Annotated in this window: 23 protein-coding genes; 5 read left to right on the forward strand and 18 right to left on the reverse strand. The window is 37.8% G+C overall.

Features of this window, described 5'->3' with window-relative positions; genetic code table 11:
- Positions 1–29 precede the first annotated feature (29 nt).
- The 3 genes from VIX88_RS09770 (at position 30) to VIX88_RS09780 (ending at position 2,942) form a co-directional block, all read left to right on the forward strand.
- On the forward strand, positions 30–263 hold the full coding sequence (locus VIX88_RS09770; RefSeq protein WP_237190287.1) for a hypothetical protein: 234 nt from the start codon (positions 30–32) through the stop codon (positions 261–263).
- Between the two features lie 55 nt (positions 264–318).
- Entirely contained in the window at positions 319–1,452 is a 1,134-nt protein-coding gene (locus VIX88_RS09775; protein ID WP_237190288.1) for a phage portal protein family protein, read from the forward strand.
- 215 nt (positions 1,453–1,667) lie between these two features.
- The gene (locus VIX88_RS09780; protein ID WP_127919935.1) at positions 1,668–2,942 is read left to right on the forward strand and encodes a phage minor head protein; all 1,275 of its coding nucleotides are present in this window, start codon (positions 1,668–1,670) and stop codon (positions 2,940–2,942) included.
- Here the strand turns inward: VIX88_RS09780 and VIX88_RS09785 are convergent.
- Positions 2,939–3,130, reverse strand: coding sequence for a hypothetical protein (locus VIX88_RS09785; RefSeq protein WP_064970220.1), 192 nt, complete (start codon positions 3,128–3,130; stop codon positions 2,939–2,941). The two genes, VIX88_RS09780 and VIX88_RS09785, sit on opposite strands and share 4 nt — an antisense overlap.
- A gap of 60 nt (positions 3,131–3,190) precedes the next feature.
- Here VIX88_RS09785 and VIX88_RS09790 point away from each other — a divergent pair, with 60 nt between their 5' ends.
- Both VIX88_RS09790 and VIX88_RS09795 read left to right on the forward strand, forming a co-directional pair.
- Positions 3,191–3,709 (forward strand): hypothetical protein, encoded by a 519-nt coding sequence (locus tag VIX88_RS09790; protein ID WP_064970219.1) that lies wholly within the window; start codon positions 3,191–3,193, stop codon positions 3,707–3,709.
- Between the two features lie 2 nt (positions 3,710–3,711).
- Positions 3,712–4,164 carry a hypothetical protein gene (locus VIX88_RS09795; RefSeq protein WP_064970218.1) on the forward strand — a complete coding sequence of 151 codons (453 nt, stop codon included), beginning with the start codon at positions 3,712–3,714 and terminating at the stop codon, positions 4,162–4,164.
- On the opposite strand, the gene VIX88_RS09800 is transcribed toward VIX88_RS09795, so the two are convergent.
- The 17 genes from VIX88_RS09800 to VIX88_RS09880 form a co-directional block, all read right to left on the reverse strand.
- Complete coding sequence (locus tag VIX88_RS09800; protein ID WP_064970217.1) at positions 4,161–4,397, reverse strand: hypothetical protein; 237 nt, start codon at positions 4,395–4,397, stop codon at positions 4,161–4,163. The genes VIX88_RS09795 and VIX88_RS09800 overlap by 4 nt on opposite strands.
- A 50-nt stretch (positions 4,398–4,447) precedes the next feature.
- Complete coding sequence (locus tag VIX88_RS09805) at positions 4,448–4,924, reverse strand: hypothetical protein (protein WP_064970216.1); 477 nt, start codon at positions 4,922–4,924, stop codon at positions 4,448–4,450.
- Positions 4,925–4,982: 58 nt separating this feature from the next.
- A complete protein-coding gene (locus VIX88_RS09810; protein WP_064970215.1) occupies positions 4,983–5,267 on the reverse strand; it encodes a hypothetical protein in 285 nt (94 codons plus the stop codon).
- Between the two features lie 4 nt (positions 5,268–5,271).
- Complete coding sequence (locus tag VIX88_RS09815) at positions 5,272–5,709, reverse strand: hypothetical protein (protein WP_064970214.1); 438 nt, start codon at positions 5,707–5,709, stop codon at positions 5,272–5,274.
- Between the two features lies 1 nt (position 5,710).
- Positions 5,711–6,037, reverse strand: coding sequence for a hypothetical protein (locus VIX88_RS09820; RefSeq protein WP_064970213.1), 327 nt, complete (start codon positions 6,035–6,037; stop codon positions 5,711–5,713).
- Positions 6,038–6,184: 147 nt separating this feature from the next.
- On the reverse strand, positions 6,185–6,655 hold the full coding sequence (locus tag VIX88_RS09825) for a hypothetical protein (protein ID WP_064970239.1): 471 nt from the start codon (positions 6,653–6,655) through the stop codon (positions 6,185–6,187).
- 8 nt (positions 6,656–6,663) lie between these two features.
- Complete coding sequence (locus tag VIX88_RS09830) at positions 6,664–6,861, reverse strand: hypothetical protein (protein ID WP_064970212.1); 198 nt, start codon at positions 6,859–6,861, stop codon at positions 6,664–6,666.
- A 2-nt stretch (positions 6,862–6,863) separates the two neighbouring features.
- On the reverse strand, positions 6,864–7,043 hold the full coding sequence (locus tag VIX88_RS09835) for a hypothetical protein (protein ID WP_064970211.1): 180 nt from the start codon (positions 7,041–7,043) through the stop codon (positions 6,864–6,866).
- Positions 7,044–7,106: 63 nt separating this feature from the next.
- The gene (locus tag VIX88_RS09840; protein ID WP_049589171.1) at positions 7,107–7,343 is read right to left on the reverse strand and encodes a DUF7681 family protein; all 237 of its coding nucleotides are present in this window, start codon (positions 7,341–7,343) and stop codon (positions 7,107–7,109) included.
- Positions 7,344–7,360: 17 nt separating this feature from the next.
- A complete protein-coding gene (locus tag VIX88_RS09845) occupies positions 7,361–8,044 on the reverse strand; it encodes a DUF3164 family protein (RefSeq protein WP_064970210.1) in 684 nt (227 codons plus the stop codon).
- 15 nt (positions 8,045–8,059) lie between these two features.
- A complete protein-coding gene (locus VIX88_RS09850) occupies positions 8,060–8,314 on the reverse strand; it encodes a hypothetical protein (RefSeq protein WP_064970209.1) in 255 nt (84 codons plus the stop codon).
- Complete coding sequence (locus VIX88_RS09855; RefSeq protein WP_064970208.1) at positions 8,311–8,496, reverse strand: hypothetical protein; 186 nt, start codon at positions 8,494–8,496, stop codon at positions 8,311–8,313. The genes VIX88_RS09850 and VIX88_RS09855 overlap by 4 nt, the downstream gene beginning before the upstream one ends.
- Entirely contained in the window at positions 8,481–8,612 is a 132-nt protein-coding gene (locus VIX88_RS09860) for a hypothetical protein (protein ID WP_255887025.1), read from the reverse strand. Before VIX88_RS09860 ends, VIX88_RS09855 begins: the two co-directional genes overlap by 16 nt.
- The gene (locus tag VIX88_RS09865) at positions 8,599–8,895 is read right to left on the reverse strand and encodes a hypothetical protein (protein WP_064970207.1); all 297 of its coding nucleotides are present in this window, start codon (positions 8,893–8,895) and stop codon (positions 8,599–8,601) included. The genes VIX88_RS09860 and VIX88_RS09865 overlap by 14 nt, the downstream gene beginning before the upstream one ends.
- A gap of 1 nt (position 8,896) precedes the next feature.
- A complete protein-coding gene (locus VIX88_RS09870) occupies positions 8,897–9,556 on the reverse strand; it encodes an AAA family ATPase (RefSeq protein ID WP_064970206.1) in 660 nt (219 codons plus the stop codon).
- On the reverse strand, positions 9,549–10,430 hold the full coding sequence (locus tag VIX88_RS09875) for an ATP-binding protein (protein WP_064970205.1): 882 nt from the start codon (positions 10,428–10,430) through the stop codon (positions 9,549–9,551). Before VIX88_RS09875 ends, VIX88_RS09870 begins: the two co-directional genes overlap by 8 nt.
- Before the next feature lie 11 nt (positions 10,431–10,441).
- Positions 10,442–12,469, reverse strand: a complete 2,028-nt coding sequence (locus VIX88_RS09880) for a hypothetical protein (protein ID WP_064970204.1) — start codon at positions 12,467–12,469, stop codon at positions 10,442–10,444.
- Positions 12,470–12,493: the final 24 nt, after the last annotated feature.

The raw sequence follows: 12,493 nt of genomic DNA on the forward strand, positions 1-12,493 counted from the left end.
ACGACTTGGAAATAAAAAACGGCGATTTTATGGTTGCCGATTCCGACGAACGACATATAGAACACTTACTTATTAGCAAACAAGGCGAATGGAAAAACTCGCCACTGACAGGGTGCGACATTCAAAAGGCCCAAAATGGAAGTATTACCCGTATGCTTGACCGGCACATACGCATTCAATTGGAGGCAGACGGCTTTAACATTGAAAAACTAACTCTAAGCCCACAGGGCATTCAAATACAAGGAGAATATGGCAAAGAATAGAAAAAACGCAAAGACCAATACGATCAAGGCAACACGCAATATTGTACCTAAAGCAATGGCACGCACTCGCTCCGATGTAATGGTGTGGAAAAATGCTTTAGCCTTAGCACAGAACCCCGAAAATCCAAAGTATTTTCCATACTATAATTTAGTAGCGGATATGATGTTGGACGCACACGCTACCTCGCAAATTAACAACCGAAAGTTAAAGAGTATTTCGGCTAATTTTTCTATTAAGAAACCTAACGGAGAAGTACACGAGGAACTTACAAGACAGCTGCAAAAATCAGCGTGGTTTAGCGACATCATCAGTCATATTTTAGATTCGCAGTTTTTCGGCTATACCTTGATAGAATTAGACCGAAAAGAAAATGAAACCATCGCACCGGGTCAAATACCAAATCCTATTATCCACCTTGTACCCCGCCAAAATGTGATACCACAAAAAGGCATTATCTTAAAGGACTATTCGGACGATAAAGGCATTGACTACATCAACGCTCACGAATACGGTACTTGGTTATTGGATTTTGGAAATGTGGGAGAATTGGGATTGATTAACAAAGCCATACCGCACATTCTTTTCTCACGATTTGCCCAGTCTTGTTGGTCAGAACTATGCGAAATATATGGCATACCGCCAAGGGTAATGAAAACGAACACCCAAGACCCTGCGGCACTTCGTAGGGCAGAAAGAATGTTGATTGATATGGGGGCAGCAGCGTGGTTTATCATTGATGAAACTGAAAACTTTGAATTTGCAAACACAGGACAACCTGCCAGCGGAGAGGTATATAACGGCTTAATCAACCTTTGCCGTGATAATATTTCTATGTTGTTTTCGGGGGCTATCGTTGGGCAAGATACCAAGTTTGGAACGCAAGGCAAAGAAAAGGTGTCGCAAGATATGTTGCAGGAACTCGTGAACGCCGACCAAACATTAGTGGAACAGATGATGAACGCCAAAGTATTGCCCGCATTGTATGCCATTGGCATACTTCCCGAAGACGGCTTGTACTTAGAATACGACCAAGTGGATGACATAGGCGATCTGTGGACACGAACTAAAGAAATATTGCCGTACAAAGAAGTGGATGATGAATGGATTAAGCAAAAATTTGGCATTGAAGTAACAGGAACTAAAACACCTGCCAATGCTCAAACGCTTTCTTTGGATTTTTTCGACTAAGGGCTGAAAGTAAACAAAGTCTCTATTTTTCAGCCCTACATCATAGTTTGAGTGAGCAATACCAACCCTGCGACTGTCCAAGTTGCAGAGAGGCAAACACACGCCTAAATTTAACGAATAACAGAGGAAAAATAACCAAGTTTAAACAGGTTTTAAACCTCGCTGAAAAGGCATTTAAAAAACTCTATGAACAACAAGGGTACAACCCTGAAGATTTGGCTAAAATAACCGAGTATAAAGGCTTAATCAATAAAACAGCGGAACTATTCAGCTCACAAATACCACAGGAAACCCCCGAAGAAATGCGGGCGTATTTGGAGCAAGATGCTTTTATCTTTTCGGGCTTAAAAACCCACACCCAATTGGCAGAGGCTCGCTCGTATTTGAAAGATGAAAAGGGTGATTTGCGACCCTATCACGATTTTGAACAAAAGGTTTTAAAACTAAATAAGCAGTATAATCAGCATTATTTAGAGGCAGAATATGAATTTGCCGCTCATAGTTCTATGAGTGCTGCCAATTGGGCAAACTTACAAGAAGATACCGGTCGTTATTGGCTCGAATACCGAACCGCAGGCGACGAACGGGTAAGGGCAAGCCACCAACAGCTGAATGGTATTTGCTTGCCTAAAACAGATGCCTTTTGGACAGAATACTACCCACCAAATGGTTGGCGTTGCCGTTGTGTAGCCGTGGAAGTATTGGCAAGAGAGAAAACGCTGTCAGATAGTAAAAAAGCACAGGAGCTTGGACAATATGCAACCTCTCAAATAGGTAAAAGCGGCAAAAACAAGTTGGCAATGTTCCGCTTTAACCCGGGACAACAAAAAAAGATGTTTCCGCCGAATAATACTTACAATAAAGTGGTGGGAGCGGATAAGGTAAAGAAACAAACTGAAAAATTATTTAGCGGGCAGGATTATAAAATATTAAATAAAAATACTGATTTTATTCATGAGCTTAAAAAAGCAAAAAATAATGAAAAAATAACAGAACCCTATCCATTAATGGATATAGAAAAGAAAACTTCTGTACGAATGTATTCAGACCATTATTACAAACAAATCAATCAGTTTAATAGGGGGCTAAAGATAAATTTTGACGAGAGTGAAGGTGTTACAAAAGCCTATTTCAAGGCAATAACCCGAACAATTAATAAAGCATTGGACGAAATACCCGATAGGTTTAGAGGAAGAGTTTTTAGAGGTGCTAATTTAGAACAGAAAGATGTAGAAGTATATAAAAAAGCTTTTGAAACTGGAGAACTCCACATTGAGAAGTCATTTATGTCTACCTCTTACGATGATAAAGGGAAATTTAATGGAAACGTTTATTTTGAGATAGAAACCAAAGATGCCGCCATTATCGAAAAACTTTCTAAGTTTAGTTATGAAAAAGAGGTACTATTCAAAGCAGGACAAAAATTTAAAGTTTTTGACTTTATTGATAAGGGAGAAGGAAATTACCTAATAAAAATGAAACAAATTTAATTATGGGAAGAGGCCACTTTATCCTCCCAATGTTGTTCACGCGTAAGAACAATATCTAAATCTTCGGGGGATAATTCTTTTTGAAGACCTTTAATTTCTTTAGTGTACCATTTTGCTCTATCAAAACTATCTAACCCATTAGGAGCTTTCAATTTATCTTTTGCTTTATAATATTCTTCAAGTGTCATAAAAACATAGTTTACGACACAAAGATACGAAATAAAATTAAAATTAATAAAGTTGCATAAATGAAACCCGAAGAATTTTTAAAAAATACCCTCACCGATATTAAGGTAAAACTAACCGAAGAGTTTGACCGAAACTTTGAACGAAAGGACTTTTTTAATGAAAAATGGCCACAGCCTAAATTACACAATAGGCGTGGTTCTGTGATGATGCGTACTGGAAAGTTAAGGCGTTCTATTCGTTCGGAACTGAGCACCACAGGGATAAAATTTAGCAGTCCTATGCCGTATGCGGAAATAATGAATAATGGCGGAGAAATTACCGTAACCGAAAAAATGAAACGCTTTTTTTGGGCGATGCACTACAAAGCATCGGGAGGAGCAAAAGGCAAAGGACAAAAAGCCAAACGGCTGAGTATAGAAGCAGAACAATGGAAAGCTCTCGCTCTTAAAAAAGTAGGCTCAAAAATAAAAATTGAAAAACGCCAATTTATTGGACACCACCCCGAAGTGGATAGAATGATAAAAGAAATCATTAACCACAACTTGAAAGAATTAGAAATTAAACCCTTTAAAAAATAGTTATGAAAAATTTATTACAAGCCATACAGAACCGCTTATCGGAAGTAACAGAACTCAAATACATAGATGAGGATTGGGGGCAGATAGATTATTACAGCCCTAATATGCCTGTGCAATGGCCCTGCTGTTTGATAGACATACAAGGAGGGCAGTTCAGCAACTTAGGAAAAGACCTAAGCAAGAAGCCCAAAGACCGCCAAAACGGCATCTTAAACATAGAAATAACCTTGGCTAATATGAAATTAAGCAATACCAGTTTTAATGCTCCAAATGGGCAAAAAAATAATGCTTGGGAGATTTTTGATTGGGTAGAAAAGGTGCATCAAAAACTACACGGCTATGCTCCCGTAGAAAATGCAACTAAAATGCTCCGCACATCATTTGGGCGTATGCAAAGAGATGATGGAGTGCAGGAGTATAAAGTAGTCTATACAGTAGAGCTGCACAATGTCTAACCAAAAAGGGTAGGCTGTTGTTGGTTGATTTTTTCCAGTTCCTCCTCTATGGGTGTATTTAGAATGCGATAAAGCGTATCCCTGCTGATGTGGAATTTGGGGTAAATAAACTCGCGATGAATAACGGTAATAGGTATGTAACGACAATCGTGTTTATTGAACTCTTCCATAACCGCTTTATACCTTTTTAGAAGGTTTCTTTTTCTACCGATATGTTGAGAACTCAAGGACATATCGCAAAATTAAACCAAAAAAAAACGCCAAACAAACTGGCGTTTTTTTTCTAGAATCCATTTTCTGAACAAAAACCTGGGGCTTCGTCCATTATTTTTTTATAAGTGTAATTTTTGATAACTCCTTCTTTTTCTTTCCAACCACAAAAAGCCCCCAAACATCCTACCTCCTCATTTGTAATAGCTATACATTTTTTATCTACTATGGCTTGTAAATCATCTAAAAAGTTATCCAAATTAGTGAATCTTTTATTATTAAATGTGGCAATAGCTTCTTCTTTTTCTTTTTTCTCAGCCTTCGCTTTATCCAATATTTGTTGATAAGTAAGTCCATTTATTTCAATATCCCTACCTACAATACTATGCGACAATATATAACTTTTCAACATATCGGCATCATCCTTGCCAACTTTTTTTTGTATTTCAGAAAAATCAGCACCAAAGTTATCTGGATTAAATTTTTTTGATAGGGGGCTTGAGCAAGACGCCAAAATAAATAGTGTGCATACTAATAATACTTTTCTCATAACGATTAAATTAAGCCCAAAAATAAAAAAAACCGCTCGGAAGTTCCAAGCGGTTGGGTTAAAAACTCATAAATTCTTTTAAAACTATTTTCAATTCTTTTTCAAAAACATTTAAAAAGAGGTTATCTTTGCCTTGTTCCTCGCCGTTTCGGGTGGCGGTAAAAGTATGCCACTCAAAAGGTGGTTCGTCTATCAAAAAGCCCTTTTCGGCAGGTTCTCTATAGACATACGGTTTTATTTCGTAGCCTCTTATCATTAGAAATATTAAAATGTCGGACTGAGGCACATGAGTATCTACTTGTATATTTATAAGGTTTGGCTGTTTAAATATCGTTCTTATCATAAGATTAAATTTTATCTGCCAACCAGTATTTTTGGTTGAGGAAGGTTGAAGGGTACGGCATAGCCGTTTTATCTATCTTTTTCGTTTCTTTGAACTTAGGTATATAGAGCAGAACTTCTATTTTGTCTGCATCGGACAAGGCATTCCACGCTTTTTGGGTAGTAGCTATTTTGCCTTTTTTGTAGCCGTAGAGGTTCCAGAAAACCTCAAAACTCAAATCTGTAGGCATTGGCATATAGTCGAAATCTAACTTTTTATTAGAGCATAAAAACAACATTTGAGATTCTGTAAATGGCATTCTTGTACTTTGTAATACCCATTTCACTTGTTCCTCCGTGTATTTTTCGCCGTACAGTTTTAGTTCTTCTAAAACACCTAAAAAGCTGTACTTAAAATAAATTTTTCGGGAACTTTTCTTGTGTAAAGCGATATATTCTCTCATATTATTGAATTATTGAGGGGTGGATTTGATTTTTTAAAATTTCCAACTTGTTATTTTCATAGGCTCCAATTTGGGCACTCTCTTGTGTATATTTTATCCACAAATAAAGGCACTCAACGGTGTGGTATCTCATTGTTATTTTAGATGCTTTTTTTGTGTCATTGGCGAAAGAAGAAATACCTTTTTTGAACAGAATATCTCGAAGCTCTATCATTATAGATTGTCCCGTTTTACTTTTCGGCAAAGATTTAGCCAACAAACCATAATCTCCCATTAGTCTATTGAGCAGTTGGAGCGTTTCCTGCTCTATTTTTATTTGGATTTTCATTTGTTCGATTTTGTTTTTTTAAACTCCCAAAAAAAACAGCTCTGTTGTATTAAAATGAATGATAGCAACAATTCTGTCCTTGTTACATTTCCCCAAGCGTAAGATAGCATTAGAAAAAATACTACTACAATATATATTCTTGTCATCTTAATTCAAATTTTTAAGTTTGTCAGCCTTATTCCAATAGGCTTTGTTACCGAATTTTTTAGCAGATTTTTTGTTGTTTTCTGCCAGCTTATGCAGTTGGCGAAGAAGCACCTCCAGCTCTGATACGGAGTGGAACGCAAGCGGTTTTTTGTAAATACTCCTTTCCAACATCCATTTATTGAGATGCCCAAAAGGATTGGGCTTTGCTCCTTTTTCTGTAAACTCTAAAATAGGTTCATTAGGGCGGTGGATGCCCTCTGCTTCCAAAATGGAGAGGCAGGTGCTTATCAGCTTGGTTTTGCTCTTTTTGATACCCTCTAATGCATTGCAGAGGTCTTCCAATTCCCGAGTAGACAGCTCTCTACTGCTTTGGGTTCTGCCATTGGTAAAGTTGTAGATGACCTCGTGCCTTTCGTCCGTGTTGAATCCTTTTTTGGAGAAAAGAGTTTGTAGTTTCTTTATTGTTGCCATAGTATTTTTTATTGGTTCAAATAATAATTCCAATCTATGAAGGCGGCTAATCCAAAAATAATTGCCACTATCGTGTTTAAAATTTCTAAAAATTCCTCTTGTTCAATATTTATATCCATTCTATAACAGCGGTCTAATTTTTCCCTATTAGCCATTGCTCTGAAAAGAAACACGGTGGAGATTATTCCAAGTAAAATGTTTAGCATAGTTATAACCCTCTTTTTAATTCTTCTAAATTTTCCTTTAAGTTTTTTATATGAAAAAACATAGAGGCTTTGTTTCCTCTCGTCATTCTCATCATTAGTCTGTTTTCCAAGATTTCTAATTTTTCGCTCACAACATCAATCTTCATGATGTTGATAGCTTTTTTTGTTATTTTTTTCGCCATACTTTCTTTTTTGTTCCGCTCGGGGGCTTGAACCCCGAAGCCTGCCAGTGCGGAAAGTGGTTTTTATTCTGCATAAATTGCTTTTACAGCAAACATACATGCCTCCTCCAATTTGGTTTGAGCGATAGAAATAAGGCGTTGTTTTTCGCTGCTTGCGGGGGCTATATTTTTATTTTTTCCAGCACCTCTTAATATCTCCAAGTCATCTATCAAGTCTGACACTTGTCTTCTTACTTGCTTTGTAAATGGGTTTTGCTCGTTAGCATCATACGATGTCATTTTATTTCCTTTTGTATTCATTGTTTTTTTATTTGATTTTACTGTTTATTATAATTTTCGTGTACGGGAAATAAATCCTCTGTGTTTGTCCCCTCGGGGAAGTCCACTGCCGAAATAGACAGCGGGATATTCACCTTTTTGCCTTGCTTATCTGTATAGCTGGCATCTATAAAAAACGCCGAGCGTTGTGGCTTGTATGATTGTCTGATGATATTTACCGCATCGGTAAAATTCGGGTCATTAAATTCTTCTGCCAGTTTAGTAAGTTCTAAAACCCTTGATGCTTTTAGATTGCCTTTCGCATCTTTTTTTAATAGTTGATTCACAGCGTGAACGAGCTTTCCTGTGGCTTCGTCTTTTGCAAGAGAGGAAATAAACTCCCTTACTTTGTCTATTCCAGCGGTAACAGTATCGTCCCAACCGTCAATTATCCTAAAGCCGTAAGTAATGGTGTTCCCCTTGTCATCGCTGAAAGTATGGCTCTGCTGTGTGCTTTTCACATCGTAAGCCTTAGATTTGAGGTCTAATAGGTTTTTTAGACTTTCAAACACATATAGTTTCACTTCCCTAAGATGCTTTTCCGCTACTCTCAAAGGTTCTATTATTTGGACGAGTTCTTGGTTTACTAACTCTTTGTAGGCTCGTCTGTCTTCCGATTTTTCTTGGTTTCTGCGGTCTAGCTCCGCTTGGAGTTCCTCCGCTGTTAGGTTTGATAGGTTCATTTGTATTATTTATTTTTAGTCATTAAACATTCCAGTTTCGATAGCCATTTCTTTTACCAAATCATGGTACTCTTTATCTGCGTGGATGAAGTTTAGAAAATCGTCCTTCACGCTATCCATAATGGCTTTTATTTTGCTTTTGAAAAAATTGGCTTCCGCCTCTAATTGTTCATATTCCGCCTCTAATTCTTTTGACTTTTTCGTTATTCTGATGACCTCTCTAATATCATTTTTTACAATTTCAAGTTTTTGTTCATTTGTTAAATTCATATCGCGTTATTTTTAATAATTATTTCTTTTAATTGTTTTTCTCTATACATTAACTCCTCATGGATTTTCACCCACTCTTCCTCGTAGCTTTCATCTTCGAGCCTGCGTTTAAGCTCGGCGATGATTTCGTTGAGTTCCTCCTCCGTCGGAGGAAAAAACTCATTTCCTATACTTTCTTGCATTTGTTCTGTTTTTTGCGTTGTTCTTCTAGCTCTTTGGCTTTTCTTAAAGCCATTTTAGCGTCTTGCTTCTGCTGATATTTCCTAAACTCAAATTGGAAATTATTAAAGGTCTTCATTTTCTAATAATGGGTTTGGATATTTTTCTATATACTTGTCTATCGGTAGCCATTGCTCATTTTCTAAGTCTTCTACATAAAGGACAACATCGTCCTTCATATATTTCATTGCGGGAGCTTGCCATTTGTTCCTGTGGATGCAGGCTCCAACTTCCAGTATTCTTTCCGTGGGTGGAAAATCTTGTCCTCTGCCAGATAGATAGCAGTGGAGTATCAATCTGTCTCCCCAATTAAGACCTCCGTAAAGAGTATCGAAAGCCAGAATATTTAGTATTTTGTTCATGTTATCCTTTTTTTAATAGTTTTATTTCCCGTTCTTCTGCTTTTTGTTGGTTGATGATATAAGGCGTCAACTCATCGCCACCGCATCGACTTTTTTCTACATACGCCTTAAAATCCTCTACCTTTATTACCGCTTGTGAATCCCACATAATAGCATCGGCAACGGCTCCTTTTGGCATTCCTTTACTCATTTGTGAAATGAAAACAAAAAGGGTAGTCGGGAACTTTTCTACTAGGTTGAAATAGTCCTTGTCCTTCTTACCACGAAAGCAGTACTGCACGCTATCCACAAACACTATCTTAGGCTGTCGCTTGCGGTCTAACCGTTTTACCATATCGTCATATTGCTCACTTTGAAAAACATATTTACTACTTACCAGTTTTAGATTATTTAGGCGTAGTGAGCGTTTAAAACTCGCTTTCATGCCTTCTTCAACGGTGTTGTAAAATACTTTTCCAAAGCCGCATAAATACTTCATAAATTGCAGTGCATAGGAAGTTTTACCGTGTCCCGAAGCTCCGTATATCAAAATACTACTTGCACGCTCGGGAATTCCTAAATGCCGTAACCATTCACCCGTAAACTCTAACTCATTGAATTTTGCATTTTCAATATCGTTGTGAGTATAATATCTTGGTATTTCTAATTCGCTCTTAGCCATTGCTTAATAATCTTTGTTTTTCAATTTCAATTCTGACCTTTCTCAAACTGCCCTTTGTTTTGGCGTACATTTGTTTTGGGGTAAGGTTTGATTGATTGGCTTGGGACACCTGTGCAATTTGTTTTAGGTAAAAATCTTCTAATGCTTCTTTACCCTCTGGACTTACCTTTTTGAAGTCATTTCCATATCTGTCGAATATTTCGGTATAGCCTACTTTGTTAAGGTTCTTTTGGCGGTTGATTTTCTCTCGCAATCCATCAGCTCCCATCATATACCAACCGCAAGCATATTCGGTGGCATTCCATAGAGCTTTTAGTTCTAAAAATGCTGTGTAATCTAAGTCTCCTGCTTCGTCTAAAATTATAATAGGACAGTCTAGCTGTTTAAGATAAAATACCAAGTCCTCATACACATCCGCGTAACGCCCTGTGTGGGTTATCCCAAATTCTTGGGCGATTTTTCTAATCAATTTTTGCCTAGATTTTACCTGCGAACAATCAATATAGACTGCGTTTCGATTTTCCTTCACATATTGCTTCGCCGTGTGTGTTTTACCAATACCTGCAATATCACAAAGAATGGCGGATATACTTCTTGTTTGGCAAGCCTTTAATTGGCTATACACATACTCATAGGTTTCCGTTTTTACCGTTACCCAAGGAATATCCTCTTTTAATTGCACCCCCAATCTCCTTGCAATGTTTATCCATTTGGAATCGTCCAATACTTTATCTAATTCGCCTTTGTTAAAAGCTCTTGAATATTGGCTTGCACTTGTACCTAAGGCTTTGGCGTGTTTGGTGTCGCTGTTGTAGTTCTGGCGGTTGGTTTTTACCGCCTCTATAACCCGTTGTTTAAATTCTTTGGTTATCATAAATTTATTTTTTACAAATCGTTAATAGCTCTGCTTCTTTGGTCTTGATGATTTTCTATATGGACATATTCTTCTTTCTCTTTCGTTTCCACCACTTCGCACTCTACATCTATAAAACTATTGGTGCTTTGCATTGTTCCTAATTTGCTGAGCTTTTTGGTTCTTATTTCTTTTTCAAAAGCATCAAACTTGCGGATATAGTCCATCGCTTGTTTGTACTTTTCGGCATCTGTCTCTGTCCACTCTGCGTTTGAACGGTTGAAAGTTGGTACAGGTTCGCACTTACATAAGTATTCGCCATTTTGATAGAGGTAAATTTCCGTTACTTCGCCATCCACAGGCATATAGTAAGCATCTACCTTGTAATTGTTTGGTGCCAGCATCGTAACCACTTGCGGGTTTGGTAATTGGTACTTGCCATACTGAACCGTTACATATTGGTTTCTGCGAATAGTTGTTACGGTATGCTCACCAATGAACTGTGACAAGAGTGCTTTGTTGAGCTTTGGTAAATTAGGGTTTATATTTTCCAAAAAGACCTCTAAGCGAGTTTTCCCAGGGAAACGCTCTTGGTCGTGATGTAGCTCATTATTAAATAGGCGTTGTTCTTCTAGTTCCCACGCCACTATTTGCTCGTAATTAGCTTTGGCAAACTTGTAGTTGTCGTTTTGCTCGTCAAATATCTTTTGTCTTGTTACTCGGTTGCTTTCCAGCCTTGCATAGTGGCGACCAACATTCTGGTGTCTATCTTTTTCGGTTCCATATTTCTTGGCTCTAATGCGGTTTTCTGCATACTTCTCTTGCGAGTTAGTAGGGTTACACCAACGAACGAAAGGAAATACATTACCCGCCTTCATTAGTCCCTCCGAAAAATCGCTTACTAAGTGTTTTTCAACCTCCATTTGCATCGGAATACCTAAGCCGTGAGAGGCAGTAAACTGAAACATATTGCGGAGACAGTCCAAAAATAACTCGTGGTTTTTACTCTTACTGTGGGCAATCCCTATCATCGCACCGCTCAAATCGTCAAAGGCATAGTAAGCCATCACTTTAGAGCCATCGGGCAACTTATGGTGCATAATATCACGGTCGTCAAGTGATATTTTACTCATCGAGAACATTGGTGCGTGGCGGTGTACATGTGGGCGTACTTTGTGGTTATAATCGTAGTCGCCATTTCTGAACTTCGCTATAATGATTTGGTTTTCGGGCTTATTGATATAGTTGTTGATGGTACTTTCGGATATTTCTACCATTTTACCTTTTTCATCAAAAAAGTTTTCACGCTCGTAAAGCTCGCCCGTTTGCAGGTCGTACACTTCCAAAGCTCCACCCATAAACTGCAAATACATATCGTGAGTGCTTTTCATATAAGGCTTATTAGGCAAACAATACAAGCTAATGATGAGCATTTCTATATCCTCATTTACCTTTCTTGCATTGTCTGAGCCTTCGCCCTTATGGATAAATGCCATATATCTATCCTTTAAATATTCGTTGTATTTTCTTTGCAGACTTCTTGGATTGCTCGGTAGATTGTAAAGCCATTTATCTGTGTTAATTGCATTAACGGCATCGCTGATGTTTTGCCATATTTGGGTTTTCTTCTTACCGAATATTTTATTGCTTTTTACACGGTCTTTCATTATGGTTTCAATGGCGTTTAAAATCATGGCGTTGGTGGCTTTTTCTCTTTGCTGATTAAAATTAAGCGGCTTACCGTTGGGCTTCCTGTGTTGTGCGTAGAAGTCAATCGCCTTTGGGTCTGGAACAATTTCGCCCTCTAGCAAATTTTTTACTAAAACATCTTCGGGTTTTCCGAGCGTACGCAAACAAAACTCTTTAATATCCACTCCTTTTACTACAGGCAAATCGTGAAACGACACCCACGCTTGATTTCCAAGTCCTTTACCTTCATTGGTGCGAACCAACTTACCTCTGCGACAAAGCATCTTATAGTAATCATAACTAATCAATGCCCAGTCTTCGTAGAGAAGTTTTGCAGGTATGGATAATATGTTTTTTTGATAGTCGTACACTTATTTTTAGGTTTATAAGTTGCT

It is taken from the genome of Riemerella anatipestifer, assembly GCF_035666175.1.
Classification (GTDB): Bacteria; Bacteroidota; Bacteroidia; order Flavobacteriales; family Weeksellaceae; genus Riemerella; species Riemerella anatipestifer_D.